Genomic DNA, 25,953 nt, shown 5'->3' on the forward strand with positions numbered 1-25,953 from the left:
AGACAAACAAAAGGGCCATTCAATAATTGAATGACCCTTAAAAATCCCGCAGAGCGGGTAATCGTGGCGTCCCCTAGGGGACTCGAACCCCTGTTACCGCCGTGAAAGGGCGGTGTCCTAGGCCACTAGACGAAGGGGACACAAACCTTCTATACACTGATCAGCGCTGAGAACTGATCGATTCAAGGACGGTGTGGCCGGAACCTTGAACCTGTAAAATTGGTGGAGCTAAACGGGATCGAACCGTTGACCTCTTGCATGCCATGCAAGCGCTCTCCCAGCTGAGCTATAGCCCCGGATTTTTCGTCTCGCGACGCAGCAGACCTTTCGAGCTGCTTGTTGAAACTGGCGTCCCCTAGGGGACTCGAACCCCTGTTACCGCCGTGAAAGGGCGGTGTCCTAGGCCACTAGACGAAGGGGACAAAACCTTCTGTACATCTGATCAGAGCTGAGACCTGATCAATTCAAGGACGGTGTGGCCGGAACCTTGAACCTGTAAATTGGTGGAGCTAAACGGGATCGAACCGTTGACCTCTTGCATGCCATGCAAGCGCTCTCCCAGCTGAGCTATAGCCCCTCATCGGTGAGGACGGGGCGAATCTTAATGGCGGTTTGGAAACGTGTCAAATTTATTTTCAACAATTTCCAAAATTTTTTGCCGGGATAACAATCACTTACCGACGAAACCCCGGAAAACCGGGGTTTCATGCCCTAAGCGGCCTGCTTAAGCGATAGCGCCCAGCAGCTTTTCCCATTCTTTGTTTTCTTTCTTCGACACACCCCCAAGCAAATCAAGGGCTTGGCGCAGGCGGAAACGGGTCAGGTCCGGGCCGAGAATTTCCATCGCATCGAGCACCGACACCGAACTGGCCTGCCCGGTGATTGCGGCAAACATCAGCGGCATGGCATCGCGCAGTTTCAGCTCAAGGGATTCCACCACCGCCTGGATGGTCGCCGTGATTGCATCTTTCTCCCACTGACGCAGGCTTTCAAGCTTCCACAGGATCAACTGCATCAGCTGGCGAACCTGGTCACCGGAAAGCTTCTTGGACTCGAATAGCTTGGGGTCCGGATTCACGCCACCGGCAAAGAAGAAATTGGCCAAGGGTGCGACCTGGCTGAACGTCTCTACCCTGCCCTGCACCAACGGCGCGATCTTCATCATGTACTCGGGGTTCAACGCCCATTGCTGCACGCGGCTGGCAAACTCTTCCACGGGCAAGTCACGCAGCCACTGGCCGTTGAGCCACGACAGCTTCTCGATATCGAAGATCGGCCCGCCGAGGGAAACACGGGACAGGTCGAAGTTGTCGACCATTTCCTGCAACGAGAATTTCTCGCGCTCGTCCGGCATCGACCAGCCCATGCGACCCAGGTAGTTGAGCATCGCCTCAGGCATAAAGCCCATGCGCTCGTAGAACGTTACCGACGTTGGGTTCTTGCGCTTGGACAGCTTGCTCTTGTCCGGGTTACGCAGCAGCGGCATGTAGCACAGCTGCGGTTGCTCCCAGCCGAAGTATTCGTAGAGCAGGATCAGTTTCGGTGCCGATGGCAGCCACTCTTCGCCGCGCAACACATGGGTGATCCCCATCAGGTGGTCATCGACCACGTTGGCCAGGAAGTACGTCGGCAAGCCGTCGGTCTTCATCAGCACCTGCATGTCCATGCGGTCCCACGGGATCTCGACGTCACCGCGCAGCATATCCGGCACCACGCACACGCCTTCGCTTGGCACCTTCATACGGATGACATGAGGCTCACCGGCGGCCAGACGCGCGGCCACTTCTTCTTTGGACAGCAGCAGCGCACGGCCATCGTAGCGCGGGGTCTCGCCACGGGCCTGTTGCTCGGCGCGCATCTGGTCCAGCTCTTCGGCGGTGCAGAAGCACGGGAAGGCATGGCCCATATCGACCAGTTGCTGGGTGTACTGCTTGTAGATGTCGCTGCGCTCGCTCTGGCGATACGGGCCATGCGGGCCGCCCACGTCCGGGCCTTCGGCCCAGGTAATGCCCAACCAGCGCAGAGCATCGAAAATCTGCTGTTCCGACTCACGAGTGGAGCGCAGTTGGTCGGTATCTTCGATCCGCAGGATGAACTCACCGCCATGCTGCTTGGCAAAGCAGTAGTTGAACAGGGCGATGTAAGCAGTACCGACGTGGGGATCCCCAGTAGGCGATGGCGCAATGCGCGTGCGGACGGTGGTCATGGCAGGTCTCGAATGGGCGATATAACTGAAAATTGAAACAAGGGGCGAATGGTAACAGCCTGGGGGATATCTGGAAAACCGAGGCGCGGCCATCGCAGGCAAGCCAGCTCCCACATTTTGACCGCGTTCACAGATCAATGTGGGAGCCGGGCTTGCCCGCGATGGGGCCAGCCCAATCAACGCAAATCAAACAGCCAACAGCCGCTCGCGCAACTTGCCAATCTCATCGCGCGTCTGCGCCGCCGCTTCAAACTCCAGATCCCGCGCCAACTGGTACATCTTCTCTTCGAGTTGCCGAATCCGCTTGGTGATCTCACTCGGTGAGCGCAGTTCGTTCTCGTACTTGGCGCTCTCCTCGGCGGCCTTGGCCATGCCCTTGCGCTTCTTGCTGCGCGAGCCGGGCACGGTGGCGCCTTCCATGATGTCGGCAACGTCCTTGAACACACCTTTGGGGGTAATGCCGTGTTCCAGGTTGAACGCGATCTGCTTGTCGCGACGACGCTGGGTCTCGCCAATCGCCCGCTCCATGGAGCCGGTGATGCGGTCGGCATACAGGATCGCCCGTCCATTGAGGTTACGCGCCGCTCGGCCGATGGTCTGGATCAACGAGCGCTCGGAGCGCAGGAAGCCCTCCTTGTCCGCATCCAGGATCGCCACCAGCGACACTTCGGGCATGTCCAGGCCTTCGCGCAGCAGGTTGATCCCCACCAGCACATCGAAGGTGCCCAGCCGCAGGTCGCGGATGATCTCCACGCGTTCCACGGTGTCGATGTCCGAGTGCAGGTAACGCACGCGCACGCCGTGGTCGGCCAGGTAATCAGTCAAGTCTTCGGACATGCGCTTGGTCAGGGTGGTGACCAGCACCCGCTCTTCCAGGGCCACACGTTTGTTGATCTCCGAGAGCAGGTCGTCGACCTGGGTCAGCGCCGGGCGAATTTCGATTTCCGGGTCCACCAGGCCAGTGGGGCGCACCAATTGCTCGATGACGCGGCCCGCATGCTCGGCTTCATAGTTGCCGGGCGTAGCAGAAACGAAGATGGTCTGCGGGCTGATGGCTTCCCACTCGTCAAAGCGCATCGGCCGGTTGTCCAGCGCCGACGGCAGGCGGAAGCCGTATTCCACCAGGGTTTCCTTGCGCGAACGGTCGCCCTTATACATGGCGCCCACCTGCGGCACGCTGACGTGGGATTCGTCGATCACCAGCAAGGCGTCCGGCGGCAGGTAGTCATAGAGGGTCGGCGGCGGCGCGCCGGATTCGCGGCCCGATAGATAGCGCGAGTAGTTTTCGATGCCGTTGCAGTAGCCCAGCTCCAGGATCATCTCCAGGTCGAAGCGGGTGCGCTGCTCCAGGCGCTGGGCTTCCACCAGCTTGTTGTTGGAACGCAGGTATTCCAGGCGCTCGGCCAGCTCGACCTTGATGCCCTCGATCGCGCCCATCAGGGTTTCGCGCGGGGTCACGTAGTGGCTTTTCGGGTAGAAGGTAAAACGTGGCAGCTTGCGGATCACTTCACCGGTCAACGGGTCGAAGGCTGACAGGCTTTCGACCTCATCATCGAACAGTTCGATGCGGATCGCTTCCAGGTCGGATTCGGCCGGGTAGATGTCGATCACATCGCCGCGCACCCGGAAGGTGGCGCGGGCGAAGTCCATGTCGTTACGGGTGTACTGCAGGCTCGCCAGGCGGCGCAACAGTTCGCGCTGGTCGAGTTTGTCGCCACGGTCGACGTGCAGCACCATCTTCAGGTAGGTTTCGGGGCTGCCCAGACCGTAGATGCACGACACCGTGGTGACGATGATCGCGTCTTTGCGCTCCAGCAGTGCCTTGGTGGCCGACAGCCGCATCTGCTCGATATGGTCGTTGATCGATGCATCCTTCTCGATAAAGGTATCGGAGGACGGCACGTAGGCTTCGGGCTGGTAGTAGTCGTAGTAGGAAACGAAATACTCCACCGCGTTGTTGGGGAAGAACGCCTTGAACTCGCCATAGAGCTGCGCCGCCAGGGTCTTGTTCGGCGCCAGCACCAGGGTCGGGCGGTTGGTCTGGGCGATCACGTTGGCGATGCTGAAGGTCTTGCCGGAACCGGTCACCCCAAGCAGCGTCTGGTGCGCCAGGCCGGCTTCGATGCCTTCTACCATCTGACGAATGGCTTCCGGTTGATCGCCGGCGGGTTCAAAACGGGTAACGAGCTGGAAATCCGACATAACGTACCTCGTGAAGTCACCCCAGACTCGACACCGCCAGGGACGAAATAGCTCAGCGACCCGCGAATAATCATCGCAGGGTGCAGGAAAAAACCATGATAGCTGTAGAAGTGGTGTCGAATGTGACGGGTTTCAAGGCCGTCGTCCTACACGACCTTTCGCGCCAATGTTGCAATAAGACTAACGGTCAGCAAATAAACCGAAAAACATGGCCGAAAAGCCGTTTCCGTTGTCGCTCTCAGCCGTGATGGCCTCTATACTAGCTCCCCGTTTGTGCACCGCTCTAGTGCATTCGGCTGGAGCGCGACACGTCCCTCCTACCCCCCATAGAGCTGCCGCAAAAATGAGCCTGTTCTCCGCTGTCGAAATGGCACCACGCGATCCAATCCTGGGCCTCAACGAAGCATTCAACGCCGATACACGGACCACCAAGGTGAACCTTGGCGTGGGCGTTTACTGCAACGAGGAGGGGAAGATTCCACTCTTGCGTGCCGTTGCCGAAGCGGAAGCCATTCGCGTGGCGCAACATGCCGCCCGTGGCTACTTGCCAATCGACGGCATCGTGGCCTACGACCAGGCCGTGCAAAAGCTGCTGTTTGGCGCTGAGTCGCCGCTGTTGAGCGCCGGCCGCGTGATTACCGCCCAGGCCGTGGGCGGCACTGGCGCGCTGAAAATCGGTGCCGACTTCCTCAAGCAACTGCTGCCCAACGCCGTCGTTGCCATCAGCGACCCGAGCTGGGAAAACCATCAGGCGCTGTTTGAAAAAGCCGGTTTCCCGGTGCAGACCTACCGCTACTACGACGCCGCCACCCACGACGTGAACCGTGCCGGCCTGCTCGAAGACCTCAACGCCCTGCCGCCACAGTCCATCGTGGTGCTGCACGCCTGCTGCCATAACCCGACCGGCGTCGACCTCAGCCCGGCCGACTGGCAAAACGTGCTGGACGTGGTCAAGGCCAAGAACCTGGTGCCGTTCCTCGACATGGCCTACCAGGGCTTCGGCGATGGCATCCACGAAGACGCCGCCGCGGTGCGCTTGTTCGCGGAATCAGGCTTGACCTTCTTTGTGTCCAGCTCGTTCTCCAAGTCGTTCTCGCTGTATGGCGAACGCGTAGGCGCGCTGTCGATCGTCAGCGAGTCCAAGGAAGAAAGCGCGCGCATCCTGTCCCAGGTCAAGCGTGTGATCCGCACCAACTACTCCAACCCGCCCACCCACGGCGCAGCCATCGTTGCCGCAGTGTTGAACAACCCTGAGCTGCGCGCCCAGTGGGAAGCCGAACTGGCCGAAATGCGCCTGCGCATCCGCGGTATGCGCGAGCAGATGGTGGCCGAGCTAGCCAAGGCTGCGCCAGGTCATGACTTCAGCTTCGTCGGCCGCCAGCGTGGGATGTTCTCCTACTCCGGTTTGAGCGTTGAGCAAGTCACCCGCCTGCGCACTGAGTTCGGGATCTATGCGTTGGATACCGGTCGCATCTGCGTGGCGGCGCTGAACCAGTCGAACATTGGTGCGGTGACCAAGGCGATTGTCCAGGTGCTGTAAGCCGGCAAGCGTTATACGAAGGGGGAAGCCATTGGCTTCCCCCTTTTTATTGGCGAACACACTAGACTGAACACCGACTGCCCCCTTGCTGTGAGAGCTTTATGAGAAACGATGACCTGGACCTGCGCGCCGACCGCGATGAATTGCATGACTACGCCCCACGCGCACCGCAAGCCAAGCGCCAGAAGAGCCTGGTGCTGCAAGTTGCGCTGGGAGTATTCCTCGGTGGGTTGGCGTTATGGCTGGTACAACTGGGCGCGACGGCAATCATGGCCAAGCTGGCCATGGGCACCCTGCAATTCGGCGGCTGACCCCACCTCTCCTGTAGGAGCGAGCTTGCTCGCGAAAACCCCTAAGGCACCGCGTTCATCCAGAATGCCCGCGTTATCGTTAACGGTCTTCGCGAGCAAGCTCGCTCCTACAAAACCCGCGTTCTTCCAGCAATTTTACGAAGCTGTTCAAACTCTGCGACACCGTGCCCCGCCGCCAGATCAGCCAGGTATTCAAAATACGGAACGTGTCGGGCAGCGGCCACACACTCACCGCCGCACACCCCGGCATACTCTCAAGCATACTGCGCGGCATCAGCGCCAGCCCGGCCCCGGCGCTGACACAGGCCAACATGCCGTGGTACGACTCGATCTCGAAGATCCTGCCCGGCACCGCGCCATCCTGTGAGAACCAGCGTTCGAAGTGATGCCGGTACGAGCAGTTGGAGCGAAACGTATAGATGTTCTCGCCATTTACCTCCTGCCCCCGGGTGATCGGCGCGTGATGCAGTGGCGCAATCACCACCATCTCCTCCTCGAACACCGCCACACCCTCTAGCGTGGAATGCAGCACCGGCCCATCGACAAAGGCCGCCGTCAGCCGGCCCGACAGCACGCCTTCGATCATGGTGCCCGAGGGGCCCGTGCTCAGGTCCAGCTCGACCTTGGTGTATTGCTGGTTATACGCCGCCAGTAATGCCGGGATACGCACGGCCGCCGTGCTCTCCAGCGAGCCCAGAGCAAAGGCGCCTTGGGGCTCCTCCCCCGCCACTGTGGCGCGGGCTTCTTGCACCAGGTCGAGAATGCGCCGCGTATAGCCGAGGAAATTCCACCCGGCCGGCGACAGGCGCAGGCGGCTTTTCTCGCGGATAAACAACTCCACGCCCAGGTCCTGCTCCAGTTGTTTGATGCGCGTGGTGAGGTTCGATGGCACGCGATGAATCAACTGCGCGGCGGCGCTGATGCTGCCTTGCTCGGCAACGGCCTTGAAGATTTCCAGTTGCACCAGGTCCAAGTCATTCTCCATTCATGAACGTATTGCTTAATATTATTCAGTTTCAAGAAAACATACAGCCCCGTACGCTGGCCCCATTCCACTCATTCAGCCGGACGGTGCCATGAACAATGCTTTCTCCCACCAGACCCACGCCCTGTCGATCAACCCCGCCAACGGCGAAACAGTCCGCAGCTACCCCTATGAAAGCGCAGAACAGCTGAACGCCGCCCTCGCCCGCTCGACCGATGCCTTCAGAACCTGGCGCCGCACGCCCGTGAGCCAGCGCGCCGAATACCTGCTGGCCCTGGCTGCCGCCCTGCGTGAGCAAGCTGAAGACATGGCGCAAATGATCACCCTGGAAATGGGCAAACCCATCGCCCAGGCCCGCGCCGAAATCGAAAAGTGCGCGCAACTGAGCGAATGGTACGCCGCCCACGGCCCGGCCATGCTCGCCCCGGAACCCACCCTGGTGGACAACGGCAGCGCCCGGATCGAATACCGCCCACTGGGCCCGATCCTCGCGGTAATGCCGTGGAATTTCCCGGTATGGCAAGTGCTGCGCGGCGCGGTGCCGACCCTGCTTGCCGGCAACACCTACGTGCTCAAACACGCGCCAAACGTGATGGGCTGCGCGTACTTGATCCAGCAAGCGTTGCGCAAAGCCGGTTTTGCTGACGGTGTGTTCGAAGTGATCAACGTCACCCAGGACGGCGTGTCCACCGCTATCGCCGACCCACGCATCGCCGCCGTGACCCTCACCGGCAGCGTGCGCGCAGGCATCGCCATCGGCTCCCAGGCCGGGGCCGCGTTGAAGAAATGCGTGCTGGAACTGGGCGGCTCCGACCCCTTCATCGTGCTCAACGACGCCGACCTCGACGCCGCCGTACAAGCCGCCGTGATCGGCCGCTTCCAGAACAGCGGCCAGGTCTGCGCCGCCGCCAAGCGCTTGATCATCGAAGCGGGCGTGGCTGAAGCCTTCACCGCCAAGTTCCTTGAAGCCAGCCGCGCCCTGGTGATGGGCGAGCCCACCTCGGAGACCACCTATATCGGCCCCATGGCGCGCTTTGATCTGCGTGACGAACTGCACGGCCAGGTGCAGGCGACCCTGGAAGAAGGCGCCACGCTGCTGCTGGGTGGCCATAAAGTTGCGGGCGCGGGCAATTACTACGAACCGACCGTTCTGGCTGACGTCACCGATCAGATGACGTCATTCAGACAGGAACTGTTCGGCCCCGTGGCCTCGATCATCACCGCTCGCGACGCCGAGCACGCCGTGGCGCTGGCCAATGACAGCGAGTTTGGCCTGACCGCGAGCATCTTCACCCGCGACGCGGCAAAGGCGCGGGCGATTGCCGACCAACTGGAAACCGGCGGGGTCTTTGTCAACGCGTTCAGCGTCTCAGACCCGCGGGTGGCGTTTGGCGGCGTGAAGAAGAGCGGGTTCGGCCGCGAGCTGTCGCACTTCGGTGTACGCGAGTTCTGCAACGCACAAACGGTGTGGCTGGATCGCAAGTAAAGCTGCAACGGCTAGGCGTCGTCGGTGCGCGCATCGAACGCCGCCTGTGCCTGCAGCACCGCTTCCGAATGGCTGAGCGTCCAGGCGTAAAGCGCCTTGAACGGCTCCTCCAGCGTACCCCCCAGCGGCGTAATGCTGTACTCCACCGCCACCTGCGAAGACGCGATGACCCGGCGCGCCAGGATGCCACTGCGCTCAAGACGGCGCAGGCTCTGGGTCAGGGCTTTTTGCGTGATGCCGTCCAGGCGACGCCTGATTTCATTGAAGCGCAGCGGTTTTTCGCACAAAGAGCCCAGTATCAGCACCGACCACTTGTCGGTGATCTGATCAAGCAATAATCGGCTGGAGCAATCGGCTTTGAATACCTTCGGCACCGGGTCGTTTTGAGTCAGGGCCTGACTATGTTCGAGCATGTGGTTTCCTCTGGGATACCTGATAGCTTTAAAGTGCCTAATTGATATTAGGTATACACAATATACTATCAAGGCTCATTTCAAATGGAGTCTCTGGCAATGAGTGTTACGAATCTGGATGCTTTGTTTCAGCCATTTGCGCTGAAATCCCTGGCCCTGAAAAATCGCATCGTCATGGCACCCATGACCCGTTCGTTTTCCCCCACCGGTGTACCAGAAGAAAACGTCGCCGCCTATTATCGCCGACGTGCCGAACACGACGTCGGGCTGATTCTCTCAGAAGGCACCGCCATTGATCGCCCCGGCGCACGTAACGACCCCGGCGTCCCGCTGTTCCATGGCGACCAGGCATTGGCGGGCTGGAAACAGGTCATCGATGGCGTGCATGCGGCAGGTGGCAAAATGGGGCCGCAAATCTGGCATGTCGGATCGGTGGGCAACCCCTTCAACGATTGGGCGCCCGAGACAGGTATCGAAGGCCCTTCCGGCCTCGCCGCACCCAGTACGCCACGCGGTGACGCGATGAGTGATGAAGCCATCGCCGACACGATTGCGGCTTACGCCAAGGCGGCTGCCGACTCCAAACGGTTAGGGTTTGATACCGTTGAAATACACGGTGCGCACGGTTACTTACTCGATCAGTTCTTCTGGGAAGGCACCAATCAGCGTCCCGACCAGTTCAATGGCGCATCCATCAAGGAGCGCTCGCGTTTCGCGGCAGAGGTGGTCAAGGCGATACGTGCAGCAGTAGGCCCGGCGTTCCCCGTGATATTGCGGGTGAGCCAGTGGAAGCAGCAGGATTACAGCGCGCGCCTGGTGACCACGCCGAACGCCATGTCGGACTGGCTGGTGCCGTTGGTGGAAGCGGGTGTCGATATCCTGCATTGCTCACAACGGCGTTTCTGGGAAGCCGAATTTCCCGAACTGGATGGAGAGCAGGGGCTGAACTTCGCCGGCTGGGCCAAGAAACTCACCGGCGCGGCGACCATCAGCGTGGGCTCGGTCGGCCTGTCCGGGGACTTTCTTGCCGCCTTCGGAGGCGAAAGCTCTCAACCCGCCAGCCTGGATAATCTAGTACACAGGCTTGAACGCGAAGAATTTGACCTCATCGCCGTTGGCCGCGCATTACTGAGCGACCCACAGTGGGCCAGCAAAATTCGCACGGGAGAGACCTCCAGCCTGAAAGCCTTCAGCCCATCGGATCTTGCTGAGCTCATCTAGCCAATAGGCCCAAGTCAGCCTCGACTGTGCCGTCGCACGCACTGCACCAACCCGTCCAGTGCCGGGGGATTCACCGGCGCGAGCACACAGACCGTGTGCTCGCGCTTGCCTTCCGCAACTGTCAGGGTGTAATGCACCCGGCCTGGGTTGCCAGGCTCGGGATCGGTGCTTTGCGGCAACTGGAAAAAATCCGACGCTTCAATCAGTTGCCGCAACTCCTGCTGATCAGGCTCGGGCAGCGCGTCCAACTCTACCGTGCGCGGCTTGGCCAACCCCGGAAAAAACGCCGGTCCGCCGCTTTCCTTGATTGAAATTCGCATGGTTTTTCCTCGCCGCTCAGGCGGCTTCGTCAAACGTTTATGCCCACCGCTTTCCAGCCTTCCTTGACTGCCTTCTGCTCAGCTTTGTTCACACCATAAAGCTGGCCGGCAATATCATGGGTGATACGCGCAAAACGTAAGAACCCGGAATTGGGCCGCAACCGCGAATCGCGCAGTGCGTCATACCAGATCCGCCCGGCACGCTCCCAGGCGAACCCGCCAATCCGGGTGGCCACCTGATAGAACGCGTGGTTGGGAATGCCGGAATTGATATGCACGCCACCATTGTCCTCGTAAGTTTGCACAAAATCATCCATGTGCCCAGGCTGCGGGTCTTTGCCCAGCAGCTTGTCATCAAACGCAGTGCCTGGCGCCTTCATCGAGCGCAGGGCAGTGCCCTTGATCTTTTTGGTAAACAGCCCCTTGCCGATCAACCAGTCGGCGTCCTCGGCCGTTTGCTTTAACGCGTACTGCTTGATCAGCGAACCGAACACATCCGACAGCGACTCGTTCAGCGCACCGGATTGATTGAAATACATCAGCTTGGCTTCATCCTCGGTCACGCCATGGGCCAACTCATGGCCAATGACGTCGAGTGCCACGGTAAAGCGGTTGAACAACTGCTGGTCGCCATCGCCGAACACCATCTGGGTCGAATTCCAGAACGCATTGTTGTAGTCCTGGCCGAAGTGCACCGTGGCGTCCAGCGCCATGCCCGCATCGTCGATGGAGTTGCGGTCGAAGACCTGGTCAAAAAAATCGAAGGTCGCGCCCAGGCCGTCATAGGCTTCGTCTACTGCGGCATCGCCACTGGCGGGCTGCCCTTCGCCGCGAATCAGCTTGCCGGGCAGGCTGTCGGTGTTTTCGGCACTGTAGATCGAGCGTTGCTTCTCGGCGCCCACGGCCAGTGCCATGCGGGCCGGGCCCTTGGCGGGTACCGCGACCATGCGCAACGAGCGAAACGTGCTGTCCTTGGCACGCGTGCGTAATGCGACCTCCCGCTGGGCTTTATCCCCGTGGCGTGCGATCTGGTCGAGCATGTACGGCGGGATCAGGCAGAAAATCGGGTTGCGCGGTTGGCGAACACACATGAGCTGGCTCCTTTTTGGCGTGTGGTGAACGTCCGGGTAACGGTTTTCAGGATAGCCCTGTGTTCGCCCCCTGGGCCAAATTGTCATGAGTTTGTGTTTCAGTGGTGTTTATCCGAGGCCCATAAGGAACATGCCCATGCCCGCCCGCACAGCCCAAATCGACCTTTCCCACCGCCCAAGGCTCGCCGACCTGCGCCCATTGGTCGCAGCCAGCCCCTCCCTGCTGGAAGCCAGAGCCGCGACGCCGCGCGTCACAGCGGCCAAGGACCTCAAAAACCGCGCGGGCTATGCCGACGATTTCCTCAGCGACTTCGTGGTGCCATGGCCCACGGTTGGCGAGCCACTGGCGGGCGACGTGCAACCCAAGCGCCTGGACTACACGCATTTCTCCATCACCCTGTCGCGCTCCCGACGATTGGCGCTCTACGTGGGGGTCAATATCGACGGCGCCAAGCATGTGGACATCACGCGCAGCAACGACACCTGGGCCTACGATGGCCGCCTGCCTCTGGACGCTCAAGTAGGTGAAGACCTCTATGCCGGCAATGGCCTGGACCGCGGCCACCTGGTGCGGCGCCAGGACCCCAACTGGGGCGACGAGGCGGCCACCGCCAACTTCGACACCTTTCACTTCACCAACTGCTCGCCACAGATGAGCGGCTTCAACCAGAAGACCTGGCTGGAACTCGAAGACTACATCCTCGATAACACCCAGCGCTGGAAAGCCCGGGCCACGGTATTTACCGGGCCAGTGTTCGCCGATGACGACCGACTTTACCGTGGCGTAAAAATCCCCAAGGCGTTCTGGAAAGTAGTGGCCTACCTCAGCGACGATGGCAAGCCGTCCGCCAGCGCCTACATGATTGACCAAAGCCGCGAGCTGGGCCAACTCGACCTGGTATTCGGCCCGCTTCGAACCTACCAGCGCAGTGTGATTGCGATCGAACAACTGACCGGCATCCGCTTCGCCAACCTGGCCGACTACGACGGGTTCAGCAACGAAGAGCGTGCGACAGGCACCCGGATCGAAGCGCTGATCCGCGGCCCCCAAGACATACGACTCTGACCCATTCTTCTGTAGGAGCGAGCTTGCTCGCGAAGCACCTGAGAGCACCGCGGCGTATCAGGTTTCCCGCGTTATCGTTGACGACCTTCGCGAGCGAGCTCGCTCCTACAGGGGGTGATCGCTTACCATACGGCCGCCGGTTCCCGTATGGGACTAACAGGGAATTCGAAACGCCGCACGCGACGTGAACCGAAACTGCCCCCGCAACTGTAGATGCCGAGCCTGCTCCCCACTGCCACTGGACCACGTCCGGGAAGGCGGGGCATGGCGACGACGCATCAGTCAGGAGACCTGCCGGCCCAGCTAATCCACTAACCGGCGGGGTGTCCGGGAAGGACATCCTGGCCCTGCGCATCTGCAGCTTCCATGGGCGTATTTCCGAGCCGTACCTCCCCTGCTGCACCTACGGTTCACAAGGAGATCGCCTCATGCTGCCACGCGTTACCGCCCTGATCGCAGGCTTGAGTGTGTGTGCCCTGGCGCAAGCCGCGCCCACTCAGTACCCGCTGACCCTGCAAAACTGCGGCAGCACCCTGACCTTCCAGCACGCCCCCGCCCGCAGCGTGACCATCGGCCAGGCCGCCACCGAGATGCTCTACGCCCTGGGCGTGGGCGACAAGGTGGTCGGCACTTCGCTGTGGTTCAACAACGTGGCGGCGCAGTACAAGGCCCAGGACGACCGCATCGAGCGCCTGGCCAACAACGAGCCAAGCTTCGAAGCCGTACTCGCCAAGCGCCCGCAACTGGTGGCCGCCGAGCTGGAATGGGTAGTGGGCCCCCAAGGCGTGGTCGGTACCCGTGAGCAATTTCATGAACTGAAGATCCCCACCTACCTGTTGCCGTCCGACTGCGAAGGCAAGGACAACCTGGTCGGCGCCGATGGCACGCGATTGGAGCCCTTTCGCATCGAGACGATCTACCAGAGCCTCCAGCAACTGGCGCAGATTTTCGACGTGCAGGATCGCGGCCAACAACTGACCGACGAACTCAAGGCGCGCCTGGCCAAGTCCATCGCCACGGCACAGGGCAAGGGCTTGCAGCAAGCCAGTGCACTGGTGTGGTTCTCCAGCGCCGAAATGGCCAGCGACCCTTACGTAGCGGGTCATAAGGGCGTGCCGCAATTCATGCTGCAAACCCTTGGCCTGCGTAACGTGGTGCAGTCCGATGAAGAGTGGCCTGCCGTCGGCTGGGAAACCATCGCCAAGGCCAACCCCACCTTCCTGGTGATCGCACGCATGGACCGCCGCCGCTACCCGGCCGACGACCATGAAAAGAAACTCGCCTTCCTGCGCAGCGACCCGGTGACCCGCAACATGGACGCGGTCAAGAACAACCGCATCATCATCCTCGACGCCCTGGCCTTGCAGGCGAGCCTGCGCACCTTCGAGGGCCTTGAACAACTGGCCGCCGCCATCGACGGCTACCGCCTGGGCCAATGATGCGCACCCTACTCGCCCTGGCGCTGCTGTTGCTCGCCCTGCTCGCTGGCGTCGCCATCGGTGAAACCGCCATCGAACCGCAGGTGGTGCTGCAGGTGCTCGCCAATAAACTCTGGGGCGCCGGCTACATACTGGACCCCATCGACGAAGGCGTGGTGTGGAACTACCGCCTCACCCGTGCTTTGGTGGCCGCAGCTTGCGGCGCAGGGTTGGCAACGTGCGGCGTGGTCCTGCAATCGCTGCTGCGTAACCCGCTGGCCGATCCGTACCTGCTGGGCATCAGCGCCGGCGCGTCAACCGGCGCGGTACTCGTTGCCTTGATTGGCGTGGGCGGTGGCCTGGTGTCGTTATCGGCCGGCGCGTTTGTGGGGGCGATGGCGGCGTTTGCGCTGGTGACGCTGCTGGCGCGGGCCAGCGGTTCGTCCAGCGGTACCGGGCAGATCATCCTCGCAGGCATCGCCGGCTCGCAGTTATTCAATGCCCTGACCGCGTTCCTGATCACCAAGTCGGCCAGCTCCGAACAAGCCCGCGGCATTATGTTCTGGCTGCTGGGCAACCTCAGCGGCGTGCGCTGGCCCTCGGTGTGGTTGGCGGTGCCGGTGGCGGTCGTGGGGCTCGCGGTGTGCCTGTGGCACCGGCGTGCACTGGATGCGTTCACCTTCGGCAGCGACTCGGCGGCCTCCCTCGGCATCCCGGTGCGCCGCGTACAATTTGTGCTGGTGGCCTGCGCCGCGTTGGTGACGGCGGTGATGGTGTCCATCGTCGGCTCCATCGGGTTTGTCGGCTTGGTGATTCCCCATGCGGTGCGCCTGTTGCTTGGCACCGGGCATTCGCGCTTGCTACCGGCCAGCGCCTTGGGTGGCGCGCTGTTTTTGATCGCCGCGGACGTGCTGTCGCGCACCTTGATCAAGGGCCAGGTGATTCCGGTGGGTGTGGTGACCGCATTGGTGGGCGCGCCAGTGTTTGCGCTGATCCTGATTGGCCGGAGGAATGCGCGATGAGCGTGCTCAGTTGCCGCGGCCTGGGTTTCAAAGTGCGTGAGGCGCAGTTGCTGCGCGACATTGACCTGGACGTGCAGTTGGGTGAAACCCTCGGCATCGTCGGGCCCAATGGTTCAGGCAAATCCACCCTGCTCAAATTGCTGGCAGGATTACGTGTGCCGGCCAGCGGTGATGTTCGCCTGGGTGACAAGCGGCTGGGTGAGTTGTCGCGCCGCACCATCGCGCAACAGCTGGCGGTGGTGGAGCAACAGGCAGACACCGACGACGCCATCCGCGTGTTCGACGCCGTGGCTCTGGGCCGCACACCGTGGCTGTCGGCGCTGAGCCCGTGGTCGCGTGAAGACGACGCCATCGTGCTCCAGGCCCTGCATGACGTAGACGCCACCCACCTGAGCCAACGCGCCTGGCGCAGCCTCTCCGGTGGCGAGCGCCAGCGCGTGCACATCGCCCGCGCCCTGGCGCAACGGCCGCAGATTTTATTGCTGGACGAGCCGACCAATCACCTGGATATCCAGCATCAACTGGCGATCCTCAAAGGTGTGCAAGGCTTGCCGGTGACCACCTTGATTGCGCTGCATGATCTGAATCAGGCGTTGACCTGTGATCGCCTGGCCGTGCTGGATCGCGGGCAACTGGTGGCGCTGGGTGCGCCGCTGGAGGTGCTGACGCCACAGCGTTTGCAGGAGACATTCGGGGTGCAGGGGCATTACCTGACAGACCCGTTCGACGGCGCGCAAATCCTGCGCCTGCGCTCCAACTGAACCTGTAGGAGCGAGCTTGCTCGCGAAAAACTGCCAGGCGCCGCGTTCATCCAAGAAACACGCGTTATCGTTGACGTTTTTCGCGAGCAAGCTCCTACAGAAGTCGGTGCATATGAGTGGTCTGCCAGATCGGGTCGGCCTCGACATCCACCACCTCGAACCCCTGCCGCTGCCAGAAATCAATCGCGCCGGGCAGAAACGGATGGGTATGCAAGTACATCATCTCCACACCATCCGCTCGCGCCAGCGCTTCCAGCGAGCGGTATAACCGGCCCGCCAGGCCCAAGCGGCGCACTGCCGGGAGCACATACAGGCGCACCACTTCCACCGTCTTGCGCCCCTGGTAGTTCAACTGTGGGAAGCGGCCGTCGTAGGGCCGGTAAGCCACTGCGGCAACGATGCGGCCTTCGGCACGGGCAATCAAAAACCGCCCGCCGCCCTCAAGGTAGACAGCTTCAAACTGCGCCAGATCGTGAGGGACACCGGTGGCACTGAGCGTGGGAAACAGTTCATCACGCGCCTGCAAAGCGAAGCTCAGCACCTGGGGAATGTCAGCGGCCTGCACCGCCTCGATACTAACGCTCATCGCCAAGGATCCGGCCCGTTATCCACTGGCGAGCGTAAGCCAATACGCGATCGGCCATCGCCACCGGAAAATGAATAAACCCATGGGCCGCTTCCGGCAGCAGATGGGCCTCAACCGCCGCCCATCGCTCGGCGATAAGCAGGGTGTCGTCCTTGAGCGGGTCCAATTCGCCCGCGAACATCAGCGCGGGCGGCAGCCCCTCAAAGTCTCCATACAAGGGCGACAACGGCGGCTGCCGGCGCGTCTCGTCGCTGATCCCCGGCGTTAGCAGACGCAGCGCCTGGACCATGCCCGGCCCGTCCAGCAACAAGGTGTCCGGCCCGGCCGTGCGCACACTGGGCGTGCCGGTCAAATCGTAGACGCCGTAATACAACACCGCGCCGCTTACCCGCTGGAGCAACTCGGGCCATGGCTTGAGCGCCAACAAAGTGGCCGCCGCCAGGTGCCCGCCGGCCGATTCACCGACGAAAAACACCGGCAGGCCGGCAAACTCCGAGCAGTCCGCCAGGAGCCAGCGCGCAGCCGTGAGGCAGTCGTCCAGCAGCCCTTCAATTGGCGTATCCACCGCCAGCCGATAATCCACCGACACCACCGTCACATCGCACGCGTTGACCATGCCGAGGTTAAGGTCGTCATCCATTTGCGCATTGCCGATCACCCAGCCACCGCCATGGATATCCAGCACCACGCCTTTGGGCTTGCCACTGGGGCGCAAGATGCGCATGGGGACCGTACCCAGCCTTTTCAGCTCAACCACGGGCGCCTTCTTGAACGTCTGGCTGGCGCGTAGCAGTGCCTGGATCATGCGCGGCGTCACGCGGTTGCGGATTTTAAAGCGCGGCATCCACGCCAGTTTCTGATTGAAGCGGCGCATCTGGGCCAGTTCGGGCTCGCTGGCGGGCCAATGCTGGTAGGCCATCAGCGATTATTACGCAGGATCGAGAAGTTCAACGCCGCGGCCACGCACAGCCACGCCAGATACGGGAACAAGATCAAGCCGGTGATCAAATCCAGGCGCACGGCCAGCACTACCATCGCGGCTACGGTGAGCCACAAGAGCACGATAATCACCATCCCGGCGAACAACCGATGAGCACCGAAGAACACCGGCGTCCACAGCGTGTTCAACGCGATCTGCGCCGCCCACAGAGCCAATACCATTTCGCTGCCGGGGATCAAGGTCAAGCGGTAACCGGCCCAGGCCAACAGCAGGTAGATGATCGTCCATGCCACCGGGAACAGCCAATTAGGCGGGGTAAAGCTGGGCTTGACCAGGGATTCGTACCAGGCGCCGGGTTTGAAGATCACACCGGTACTGGCGGCGGCGGCGCAGGCGAGCAGGAAGATGAAAAAGGTCATGGTCGGTCCTTGAGGTCCTGTGGATGGAAAAACAATGCACTGCTTTGAGTGACTCAAGCAACCGCGGATAAATTCAATGGGAGCAGCAAAATACCCGCTCTTCTGCGCGTCATGAAAATTGGTTATGGTCGGCAACATCCAGCATCGCTGCCCGAGACGTCCCCTTGCCCCAGCTTGCCGATCACCGCAGCAGCCCCTGGTCAGTGTTCCTGATCTTCCTGCGCCTGGGCCTCACTTCCTTCGGCGGGCCGATAGCGCACCTGGGCTATTTTCGCCAAGAGTTCGTCACCCGCCGCCGCTGGCTCAGCGAGCGCAGCTATGCCGAACTGGTCGCGCTGTGCCAGTTCCTCCCAGGCCCGGCCAGCAGCCAGGTCGGTATCGCGTTGGGCCTGTCCCGCGCAGGTTACCGGGGCGCGGCGGCAGCCTGGGCCGGGTTCACCTTGCCGTCGGCCATCGCCCTGATCCTGTTTGCCCTGGGGCTGGCCCACTACGGCGGCGCCCTCCCCCCTGGCGCGCTGCACGGCCTCAAGGTCGTCGCCGTAGCGGTGGTGGCCCAGGCCGTGTGGGGCATGGCACGCAACCTGTGCCGAGGCGTTTTACGGGTGGCGTTGATGTTGATAGCCGCCTGCGTGGTGCTGCTGCAACCCTCCGCCTGGGCTCAAGTCGGGGTCATGGTGGTCGCAGGCGTGGCGGGCCTGTTGCTGTTCAAGCCCGAAAGGAGTGCTGAGCCCGACGCGCTGCCCATCGCCATCAGCCGCCGCACCGGAGCGCTGTGGTTGATGCTGTTTTTGCTGTTGCTGATGGGCTTGCCGATCCTCGCCGCATGGGCGCTTAACCCCACACTGGCGCTGGTGGACGCCTTCTACCGCACCGGCGCGATGGTATTCGGCGGCGGCCACGTGGTGTTGCCGTTACTGCAAGCCGAAGTGGTGCCCAGCCACTGGGTCAGCAACGATGTATTCCTCGCCGGCTACGGCGCCACCCAAGCCGTGCCCGGCCCGCTGTTCACCTTCGCGGCCTTCCTCGGTGCCTCCATGACCCACGCCCCGAGCGGCTGGCTTGGCGGCGTGATCGCCCTGCTGGCGATCTTCGCCCCGTCGTTCCTGCTGATCTTCGGCGCCTTGCCTTTCTGGGCCAACCTACGCAGCAGCCCGCGTACCCAGGCCGCGCTCGCCGGGGTGAACGCGGCAGTGGTTGGCCTGTTGTTGGCGGCGCTGTACCAGCCGGTGTGGACCAGCGCGATTTTCAACGAGTATGACGTGGCGTTGGCGCTACTCGCATTGGCCGCGCTGATGGTGTGGAAGCTGCCGCCATGGCTGGTGGTGATAGGTTGCGGCGTACTCGGCGGGTTACTGGACTAGCGCAGGCCCGTGGCGAGGGAGCTTGCTCCCGCTGGACTGCGTAGCAGTCCCATTCTTTTTGAACAAAGAACGGGCCGCTTCGCGCCCCAACGGGAGCAAGCTCCCTCGCCACAGGACAGCGCTGCGTCTTAACCGACCAGCATTGGGGCTCAGCCCGGCTCGACAATCTTGAGCCACGGCCAACGCGCCTGATAACTCCTGGCCTTGTGCAAAAACAGCTCCGGCTCCGGATGCAAAGGGTTGATACGCAAGACACCCTGCTCCACATCCTCCAAGCCATAAGGCGCATATACCTCGCCCGAGGCAATCTCCAGCGCAATGCAAGTACCCGCCACCAGGTACCGATCAACGCCCTGCCTGGCCGAATGCAACTGCGGGTAAGGTCGACCAAACCGCTCGCCGTACCAAAGATGTACCCGCGCCTGATTCTTGACCTCTACATTCACGCCCAAGTCTTTAAATAGCACCTGCGCCCTACGAATCACCGCATCCTCCGCCTCGTAGGACACATCTTCGTCAAAGTAAAAAACGTCGTAGTCCTTCACGCCCTGATCAGCCGGCAGATTCGCCTGATGGTTCCACACCGCCTGGAACAAACAGCCCGCCGTGAGCATGCACTGCTGCAAACCAAGATCCGGCAGGCGCGCCGTGATGTGCGCATTGATAGGGTTGGCCATCGCCAATTCAAGCAAGGTGTCGACAGTCAATGTCATGTTCAGTCCTCCATCGTCGGCCGCAACAATACCACCCCAACATGTCACTTCTGTAGGAGCGAGCTTGCTCGCGAAAAACTCAAACGATCACGCAGCGCCTGAAGGCAAAATCCGACTCCCCTGCCGCACCTTGCTCCATCGCCTGCGCGTGCCTCTGCCGCCGTGCGCCGACCCTGCTTATCCCTACCTTTAGTCGGATATTACGGAGGGTACTGACGCAACGGCTAGCCTTCAGCCTAGCGTCAGGGATAACGCTGAACATTCGGTCCATGAAGGGCCAGTACGCCTCATCGTCCCGACGCTTTATCTGCTGAGGAGACGATAATGAAAATAACCTTGAAACGGTTGGCGTGCCTGGGTGCAAGCTTCACCAGCGCGCTCGCCATGGCCGATACGGCCACCCCGCCTGTACTGTCACCTGCGATCCCCTTCGACGTCACCGCCAACCCTCCCATCACCCTGGACAGCCTGCAACACGATTTCGACGTGCTGTCGTGGCAGACCTTCGTCGCCCTGAACTGGCCCGCCAACGCCGACGGCAGCGCCAACACCTCGGCGCAGATCGGCGCGCCGGGGCAGAGAGTTTGGGAGTCGTGGAAGGAGAGCTACGCGATTTTCCTGCCCCAAGGCCAGAAGCCGCTCGCCTGGGACCAGCACACGCCGCCACCCGCCGCCTGCCAAGGCAAGGGGGACCTGCCCGTGCTGCAACAGATGGGCAAGGTCGCCGGTGTGCTCGACGAATTCATCCAGCCGTTCAAGACCGGCCCGCTGGTGGACCAGAACGGCACCTACACACGCAACGCGATTATGGTCAACCAGCCGATGTTCAACGACATCGTCAACAATGGCCTCTACAGCAAGGAAGGCCAGCAGGCTTTCTTCACCAAGGCCGACAGCCGCATCGCCTTCTCCTGCGGCTCGCAGGATGACAAGCAGGTCGGCGCGATCATGGTCAAGTCGGCCTGGAAGGTACTCGGCAGCAACGACAACCCGCAGGAATTCCACGCCGTCGACGCGTTGGTTTACACCCCCGGCAACACCGACCCGAACACAGGCGCGGTGATCCCCGAGTCGTGCAGCGCGCAGCAGGTCGGGCTGGTCGGCCTGCACATCGTGCACAAGACCAAAGACGCGCCGCAGTGGGTATGGTCGACCTTCGAGCACGTGCGCAACGTGCCGGAAGAGACCACGCCTATAAACGAGCGCAAGGGCCCCTACCTGTTCTACGACGCCCAGGCCAGCAACCGCCCGGTAAATGAGCCGCCAGCGCGGCCGTGGGACCCGTCGAAGCACGCCACGCCTTCGCAGATCGTACGGGAAATCCCCCTCACCGCCGCGACCCACCAGCTCAACGCGCAGTGGCAAGGCGCACTCAAGGGCACGGTCTGGGCCAACTACCAACTGATCAGCACCCAGTGGCCAACCGCCCCCGCCGATGACTGCCAAGTACCGTCGCCGACCAACCCGCTGGGCACGCCTGCGCCGAACTTCCTGGCCAACGCCACGCTGGAGACCTACAACCAGGGCACCACGCCACAGGCCTCGTCCAGTTGCATGGAGTGCCACAACAACGCGACCACCCGGGTGACCCAGTCCCCGCGCACCAGTTTCGCCGATTTCACCTTCCTGCTTGAACGTGCCCAATCCACCGGTGCCAAGGAGTGATGCCATGAGCGACCCAAACCTGCAAGACTTCATCGACCTGTCCGCCGTGCTCACTGGCCTGTCAGCCAAACTGCTGGCGCCTTTGCTCGACCCGGTCAACCTGCCGCCGCTGTTCTTGGCCACTGCCGAGCAAGGCATGGGCACCGCTGCGTTCAGCAACCTGCTGACGCTGTTCGCCAGCATCAAGAGCCAACCGCCTGAGCAAATCGCCAGCGCCGTGCTCGGCAACTCTGACCCGCAGATCGCCCAGGGCGCCCGCTCGATCATGAAGCTGTGGCTGCTTGGCAGCTGGTACCAGCCTTATGACCAGGGCACCGCCCACAAGGGTGACATCCGCGTGGTCTCTGACCAGGCCTACAAGGAAAGCTGGGCATGGAAGATCGCCCAATCCCACCCTATGGGCTACAGCCAGTACCACTTCGGCTACTGGAACGAGCAGCCACCGACCCTCAAGCAATTCACCGGTGTCGACGCCAAGGAAGGGCAGCAGCCATGAGCACTCTAAACACCCAGAACATTGAAACCGCCGATGTCATCGTCGTGGGCGCCGGCATGGCCGGCAGCGTCATGGCCTATCAGTTGGGCCTGGCCGGCTTGAAAGTGCTGGTGCTCGAGTCGGGCCCGGCGATACCGCCTAACCGCAGCGAGTACCTGGAGCGCTTCTACACGGCCGTGCTCAAGGCGCCCGAGTCGCCCTACCCACCGGAGCAGTCCGAGCAGACCCCAGCCAAACAGTTCGCCCCGCGAGCGACTATCCAGGACTTGATCACCGCCGGCAGCGACGACCCGAACAAGGTGCAGAAGAGCTACCTGGTACAAACGGGCAAGCAACTGTTCGCCAGCACCTACGAGCGGGTAGGCGGCGGGACCATGTGGCACTGGATGGGCACGGCCCTGCGCCTGTTGCCCAACGACTTTCGTATGCAGAGCGTGTACAAGGTCGGGGTCGACTGGCCGATCAGCTACGACGACCTGCAGACTGCCTACTGCCGCGCCGAGGAAGAGATGGGCGTGTCCGCCGATGTGGCGTCGCAGAGCTACCTGGGCGTGACCTTCCCGCAGGGCTACCAATACAGCATGCACGGCATCCCGCCGTCGTTGGTCGACCAGGGCGTGGGCAAGGCCGTCGATGGCACCCAGTACCAGGGCATCACCCTCAACGTGCGGCAAACCCCGGCCGGGCGCAACTCGCAGAACGACAATGGCCGACGGGTATGCGCCGGCAACACCAGCTGCACGCCGATTTGCCCGATCCAGGCCAAGTACGACGCCACCGTGACCATGGCCAAGGCGCTGGATACCGGCAACGTGCGTATCCTCTACCAGTGTGTGGCGAGCCAAGTGCAGGTCGATGCCAATGGGGTCACGGGGATCGATTTCATCCAATACCAGAACAACGGCACCCGCCAGAACGGCACGGCCCAGGGCAAGCGCTACGTGATCGCCGCCCACGCGATCGAAACGCCAAAACTGCTGCTTAACTCGGTCAGCCCGCACAGCCCCAACGGCGTGGCCAACAGTAGCGGCCAGGTCGGCAAGTCATTGGCCGACCACCCGGTGTACCTGGCCTGGGGCCTGATGCCTGAAGGCAAGCCGTTGTTCCCGTTCCGTGGGCCGTTGTCCACCTCGGGGATCGAAGACATGCGCGATGGCCCGTTCCGCAGCGAGCGTGCCGCCTGGCGTATCGAGATCGGCAACGAGGGCTGGAATTGGTCGGCGAATGATCCGTACGCCACGGTCTGCGATTTCATCGACGGCACCAACCATGGCGGCGCCAACCCCCATAACAAGGCGTTGTCCGGCGTGGCGCTGGTGCAGCAGCTCAACAGCGTGCTGACCCGCCAGTTCCGTCTGGGCTTCTTGATCGAGCAGGTCGAGAAAGACCCCGACAAAGCGCTGTGCCGGGTAGAGAGGGCCGAGGGGCTCACCGACGGCTTGGGCCTGACCAGGCCGCAGATCGCCTACGAACTGTCCGACTACACCAAGGAGGGCTTCAAGCAGGCGCGCCTGGCCGCCACGCATATCATCACCAAGCTGATGGGTGCCACCGAGCTGACCGACCTGAACCCTGAGCTCAAGCCCGGCTCGCAAACGGTGTTCGAGCACGGCGGCCAGAACTACGCGTTCTACGGCGCTGGTCACCTGATGGGCACCTACCGCATGGGCTCGGACCGCAGATATTCCGTGGTGGACAAGGACCAGCGCAGTTGGGACCACCCCAACCTGTTCCTGGTCGGCGACGGCGTGTTCCCCTCCACCGGCACCGCCAACCCGACCTTGACCATCACCGCGCTGACCTTCCAGGCCGCCGACGTGGTCGCCAGCGACCTGCTCAAGCTTACCGTACAGGTGCAGGCCAACCAGGCCTGGCAAGGCACCGGCGTGCAGGTCAACGGGCATAGCTGGCAAATGGCGGTGTGCACCGGTGGGCAGTGGACGGCCAACCCGGGCACCGGCATGGTCGGCGCGGCGGGCCACCCAGGCCTGACCGCCAAGCCCGGCTATACCTTGCCCGGTCAACCGGAAGGCGCGTTGATCGGGCGTATTGGCACCAGCGGCGCGCCGTTCCTGGTCGGCAACCAGGCGCAATTGCCGCGTGGCCAGCAAGGGGAGTTGCAATTGTGCATCAATGACGACCTGGCCGGGCGTTATGGGGCTGGCCTGAGCGATAACAGGGGCAGCCTGTCGGTGGAGGTGCGTTTCGGGGCGGTGTAGGCGCAGGCGTAGCAACCCCACAATGCCGCGGTATTGTGGGGTTGTTCTCTGTCGGCAAGTTAGCTTTTGATAAAGTTGGACGCGTGGTTACCGTGCGGTTGCAGGCAACTCCTGGCACCACTTTATAGAACGCAGCGCTTCCTCGGCAGGCACAAGCGCGTAGCGCGAGTAAAACATTGTTCCACTGAAACGACGGCCGTCGACTTCACCCAAGGTCTGCCCATCCTTGTAGTCAGAGGTGCTGAGTTGGTCGGCGATGTAATACACCTTGCCATTCTCGACGGTGATATCGAAACGCTGGTTAACCATACCGCTGATGATCGGTGGCGAGGTGGAGGCGACGCTGTGCTTACCGGCGGGAATGCCGGCCTTGAAAAAACTACCGGAAGGCAAGCTGCCGATGGTGCGGCCATCGACCTGAATAGTCGGGGCGACCCCGCTACCGATGCTGGCCGACGTGCGATAGAAGTACACCGTGGCCTCATCCGCACGGGGCTCTGCTGGTGATGTGAAGAATGGTTGGCCTTTCAGATCGGGACCGCTGATGCAGCCGGTCAGTGAGACCAGGCCTGCGAACAGGCTGGCCCAGAGTAGCGTAGAGCGCTTCATGGCATGAAACTCCTTGAACGTGGATCAATGGGCGGCGGGTTTGATGACTGTCACCGTTACCGGGTTCAGATCGTGCACAGCCCTTTACCGAAGTCAGTGGCATCAGAACTCGGCCAAGGCGCAAAACCACTCTTCGGCGTCAGATTCACGATGTTCCGCTCCTTAAGCATTGGGTACTTGCGCTTGAGCGCCTGCACCGTGTCCTCGGCGTTGTTCACGCTGGACAGGCAAAAGCGCAGGGCATCGACGCGCAGATCGCCGATATAGAGAGTTTCCCCGGCCCTCACCGAGAAAACCGCAGGCACCGGGCGCGGCATGGACTTACCCGCGTAATACACGTAATGCCACTGCGTGTACTCATACACACCTGGCGGCACTTCATACATGAAGTAATGGCCCAGCACATGGGGTGATGGCTGATCATCTTCATTGCCCAACGTCGTCAGCCGTAATGCGGTGCCGGGGGCTCCCTGTTGCTTGATCTCAACCACCAGCCCATGCGGCTGCATCAGATAGCTCTCACCAATCGAACCCGCGATGATCGCCTTACTCGGGTCCGGTGCGTGCTTGCCGTCGTAGCGTGACGTAGCGCACCCGGACAGCAGGGTCGCGCAAAGTGCGACTGCGGCCCAGACGAGATGTTTACTGCTGACTTTCCCTAGCATTGGTTTTTTTCCGATCAGTAATCTTGCAGTTTGTAGAGCCCACCCGAGCGAACCAAAAGTACGCACATCTGATGCTTCGTTGCTGGCTCGTCGGCATCTATTGTCCAGCTACCCGCACCTTGATAACAACCTACTCTTGACCCACTCCTGTAGGAGCGAGCTTGCTCGCGAAAAACTCAAACGATAACGCAGCGCCTGAAGGCAAAATCCGATTCCCCTGCCGCACCTTGCTCCATTG

General features: G+C 61.8%; 24 protein-coding genes, 4 tRNA genes and 1 riboswitch. Of the genes, 12 read left to right on the plus strand and 16 right to left on the minus strand.

Going from position 1 to position 25,953, the window contains the following annotated elements:
• Window positions 1-64 precede the first annotated feature (64 nt).
• From ODQ19_RS13655 to uvrB, 6 genes are all read right to left on the minus strand, one after another.
• A tRNA-Glu gene (locus tag ODQ19_RS13655) sits at window positions 65-140 on the minus strand.
• 80 nt (window positions 141-220) lie between these two features.
• Window positions 221-296, minus strand: a tRNA-Ala gene (locus tag ODQ19_RS13660).
• A 50-nt stretch (window positions 297-346) separates the two neighbouring features.
• Window positions 347-422, minus strand: a tRNA-Glu gene (locus ODQ19_RS13665).
• A gap of 79 nt (window positions 423-501) precedes the next feature.
• A tRNA-Ala gene (locus ODQ19_RS13670) sits at window positions 502-577 on the minus strand.
• 147 nt (window positions 578-724) lie between these two features.
• Complete coding sequence (gene gltX, locus ODQ19_RS13675) at window positions 725-2,206, minus strand: glutamate--tRNA ligase (protein ID WP_198707908.1); 1,482 nt, start codon at window positions 2,204-2,206, stop codon at window positions 725-727.
• A 186-nt stretch (window positions 2,207-2,392) separates the two neighbouring features.
• Complete coding sequence (gene uvrB, locus ODQ19_RS13680; protein WP_005789781.1) at window positions 2,393-4,408, minus strand: excinuclease ABC subunit UvrB; 2,016 nt, start codon at window positions 4,406-4,408, stop codon at window positions 2,393-2,395.
• 343 nt (window positions 4,409-4,751) lie between these two features.
• Here uvrB and ODQ19_RS13685 point away from each other — a divergent pair, with 343 nt between their 5' ends.
• Both ODQ19_RS13685 and ODQ19_RS13690 read left to right on the plus strand, forming a co-directional pair.
• Window positions 4,752-5,948, plus strand: a complete 1,197-nt coding sequence (locus ODQ19_RS13685; RefSeq protein ID WP_116666536.1) for an amino acid aminotransferase — start codon at window positions 4,752-4,754, stop codon at window positions 5,946-5,948.
• Window positions 5,949-6,049: 101 nt separating this feature from the next.
• Window positions 6,050-6,259 (plus strand): hypothetical protein, encoded by a 210-nt coding sequence (locus ODQ19_RS13690; protein ID WP_005789784.1) that lies wholly within the window; start codon window positions 6,050-6,052, stop codon window positions 6,257-6,259.
• Between the two features lie 79 nt (window positions 6,260-6,338).
• Here the strand turns inward: ODQ19_RS13690 and ptrR are convergent, their stop codons facing one another.
• The gene (gene ptrR / locus ODQ19_RS13695; protein WP_330210350.1) at window positions 6,339-7,232 is read right to left on the minus strand and encodes a putrescine utilization regulator PtrR; all 894 of its coding nucleotides are present in this window, start codon (window positions 7,230-7,232) and stop codon (window positions 6,339-6,341) included.
• Between the two features lie 103 nt (window positions 7,233-7,335).
• Here ptrR and ODQ19_RS13700 point away from each other — a divergent pair, with 103 nt between their 5' ends.
• Complete coding sequence (locus tag ODQ19_RS13700) at window positions 7,336-8,730, plus strand: aldehyde dehydrogenase family protein (RefSeq protein ID WP_330210308.1); 1,395 nt, start codon at window positions 7,336-7,338, stop codon at window positions 8,728-8,730.
• Between the two features lie 11 nt (window positions 8,731-8,741).
• Here ODQ19_RS13700 and ODQ19_RS13705 read toward each other — a convergent pair whose 3' ends face one another.
• The gene (locus ODQ19_RS13705; RefSeq protein WP_116666534.1) at window positions 8,742-9,143 is read right to left on the minus strand and encodes a winged helix-turn-helix transcriptional regulator; all 402 of its coding nucleotides are present in this window, start codon (window positions 9,141-9,143) and stop codon (window positions 8,742-8,744) included.
• Between the two features lie 99 nt (window positions 9,144-9,242).
• Here ODQ19_RS13705 and ODQ19_RS13710 point away from each other — a divergent pair, with 99 nt between their 5' ends.
• On the plus strand, window positions 9,243-10,364 hold the full coding sequence (locus ODQ19_RS13710) for an NADH:flavin oxidoreductase (protein WP_003192585.1): 1,122 nt from the start codon (window positions 9,243-9,245) through the stop codon (window positions 10,362-10,364).
• Between the two features lie 14 nt (window positions 10,365-10,378).
• Here ODQ19_RS13710 and ODQ19_RS13715 read toward each other — a convergent pair whose 3' ends face one another.
• Both ODQ19_RS13715 and ODQ19_RS13720 read right to left on the minus strand, forming a co-directional pair.
• Window positions 10,379-10,684 (minus strand): protealysin inhibitor emfourin, encoded by a 306-nt coding sequence (locus ODQ19_RS13715; RefSeq protein ID WP_020302100.1) that lies wholly within the window; start codon window positions 10,682-10,684, stop codon window positions 10,379-10,381.
• 29 nt (window positions 10,685-10,713) lie between these two features.
• Window positions 10,714-11,775, minus strand: a complete 1,062-nt coding sequence (locus ODQ19_RS13720) for a M4 family metallopeptidase (RefSeq protein ID WP_003192590.1) — start codon at window positions 11,773-11,775, stop codon at window positions 10,714-10,716.
• A gap of 136 nt (window positions 11,776-11,911) precedes the next feature.
• On the opposite strand from ODQ19_RS13720, the gene ODQ19_RS13725 reads away from it, so the two are divergent.
• From ODQ19_RS13725 to ODQ19_RS13740, 4 genes are all read left to right on the plus strand, one after another.
• Window positions 11,912-12,841 carry a DNA/RNA non-specific endonuclease gene (locus ODQ19_RS13725; RefSeq protein WP_116666531.1) on the plus strand — a complete coding sequence of 310 codons (930 nt, stop codon included), beginning with the start codon at window positions 11,912-11,914 and terminating at the stop codon, window positions 12,839-12,841.
• 120 nt (window positions 12,842-12,961) lie between these two features.
• A riboswitch (cobalamin riboswitch) is annotated at window positions 12,962-13,154 on the plus strand.
• 115 nt (window positions 13,155-13,269) lie between these two features.
• On the plus strand, window positions 13,270-14,280 hold the full coding sequence (locus ODQ19_RS13730; protein WP_116666530.1) for an ABC transporter substrate-binding protein: 1,011 nt from the start codon (window positions 13,270-13,272) through the stop codon (window positions 14,278-14,280).
• Window positions 14,277-15,281 carry a FecCD family ABC transporter permease gene (locus ODQ19_RS13735; protein WP_330210309.1) on the plus strand — a complete coding sequence of 335 codons (1,005 nt, stop codon included), beginning with the start codon at window positions 14,277-14,279 and terminating at the stop codon, window positions 15,279-15,281. Before ODQ19_RS13730 ends, ODQ19_RS13735 begins: the two co-directional genes overlap by 4 nt.
• Window positions 15,278-16,042, plus strand: a complete 765-nt coding sequence (locus ODQ19_RS13740) for an ABC transporter ATP-binding protein (protein WP_330210310.1) — start codon at window positions 15,278-15,280, stop codon at window positions 16,040-16,042. The genes ODQ19_RS13735 and ODQ19_RS13740 overlap by 4 nt, the downstream gene beginning before the upstream one ends.
• A gap of 94 nt (window positions 16,043-16,136) precedes the next feature.
• Here ODQ19_RS13740 and ODQ19_RS13745 read toward each other — a convergent pair whose 3' ends face one another.
• Genes ODQ19_RS13745 through tspO form a run of 3 tightly spaced genes read right to left on the minus strand, consistent with a single transcriptional unit; the run spans window position 16,137 to window position 17,987 of the window.
• The gene (locus ODQ19_RS13745; protein WP_330210311.1) at window positions 16,137-16,628 is read right to left on the minus strand and encodes a GNAT family N-acetyltransferase; all 492 of its coding nucleotides are present in this window, start codon (window positions 16,626-16,628) and stop codon (window positions 16,137-16,139) included.
• A complete protein-coding gene (locus ODQ19_RS13750) occupies window positions 16,618-17,547 on the minus strand; it encodes an alpha/beta hydrolase (protein ID WP_330210312.1) in 930 nt (309 codons plus the stop codon). The genes ODQ19_RS13745 and ODQ19_RS13750 overlap by 11 nt, the downstream gene beginning before the upstream one ends.
• Window positions 17,547-17,987: a tryptophan-rich sensory protein TspO gene (tspO, locus tag ODQ19_RS13755; RefSeq protein ID WP_003192600.1), complete on the minus strand. Its 441-nt coding sequence runs from the start codon at window positions 17,985-17,987 to the stop codon at window positions 17,547-17,549. Before tspO ends, ODQ19_RS13750 begins: the two co-directional genes overlap by 1 nt.
• A gap of 164 nt (window positions 17,988-18,151) precedes the next feature.
• Between tspO and chrA the strand changes: the two genes are divergently transcribed.
• Entirely contained in the window at window positions 18,152-19,348 is a 1,197-nt protein-coding gene (gene chrA, locus ODQ19_RS13760; RefSeq protein ID WP_330210313.1) for a chromate efflux transporter, read from the plus strand.
• Between the two features lie 149 nt (window positions 19,349-19,497).
• Here chrA and ODQ19_RS13765 read toward each other — a convergent pair whose 3' ends face one another.
• Window positions 19,498-20,061, minus strand: coding sequence for a nucleotidyltransferase family protein (locus ODQ19_RS13765; RefSeq protein ID WP_330210314.1), 564 nt, complete (start codon window positions 20,059-20,061; stop codon window positions 19,498-19,500).
• 324 nt (window positions 20,062-20,385) lie between these two features.
• On the opposite strand from ODQ19_RS13765, the gene ODQ19_RS13770 reads away from it, so the two are divergent.
• Genes ODQ19_RS13770 through ODQ19_RS13780 form a run of 3 tightly spaced genes read left to right on the plus strand, consistent with a single transcriptional unit; the run spans window position 20,386 to window position 24,441 of the window.
• A complete protein-coding gene (locus tag ODQ19_RS13770) occupies window positions 20,386-21,726 on the plus strand; it encodes a cytochrome C (RefSeq protein WP_330210315.1) in 1,341 nt (446 codons plus the stop codon).
• A 4-nt stretch (window positions 21,727-21,730) separates the two neighbouring features.
• The gene (locus ODQ19_RS13775) at window positions 21,731-22,222 is read left to right on the plus strand and encodes a sorbitol dehydrogenase (RefSeq protein ID WP_330210316.1); all 492 of its coding nucleotides are present in this window, start codon (window positions 21,731-21,733) and stop codon (window positions 22,220-22,222) included.
• On the plus strand, window positions 22,219-24,441 hold the full coding sequence (locus ODQ19_RS13780; protein ID WP_330210317.1) for a GMC family oxidoreductase: 2,223 nt from the start codon (window positions 22,219-22,221) through the stop codon (window positions 24,439-24,441). The genes ODQ19_RS13775 and ODQ19_RS13780 overlap by 4 nt, the downstream gene beginning before the upstream one ends.
• Window positions 24,442-24,528: 87 nt before the next feature.
• On the opposite strand, the gene ODQ19_RS13785 is transcribed toward ODQ19_RS13780, so the two are convergent.
• On the minus strand, window positions 24,529-25,050 hold the full coding sequence (locus ODQ19_RS13785) for a DUF2846 domain-containing protein (protein ID WP_330210318.1): 522 nt from the start codon (window positions 25,048-25,050) through the stop codon (window positions 24,529-24,531).
• Between the two features lie 65 nt (window positions 25,051-25,115).
• Window positions 25,116-25,781: a hypothetical protein gene (locus ODQ19_RS13790; RefSeq protein ID WP_330210319.1), complete on the minus strand. Its 666-nt coding sequence runs from the start codon at window positions 25,779-25,781 to the stop codon at window positions 25,116-25,118.
• Window positions 25,782-25,953: the final 172 nt, after the last annotated feature.

Source organism: Pseudomonas sp. AM4(2022) (assembly GCF_036346515.1).
Taxonomy (GTDB): domain Bacteria; phylum Pseudomonadota; class Gammaproteobacteria; order Pseudomonadales; family Pseudomonadaceae; genus Aquipseudomonas; species Aquipseudomonas paracarnis.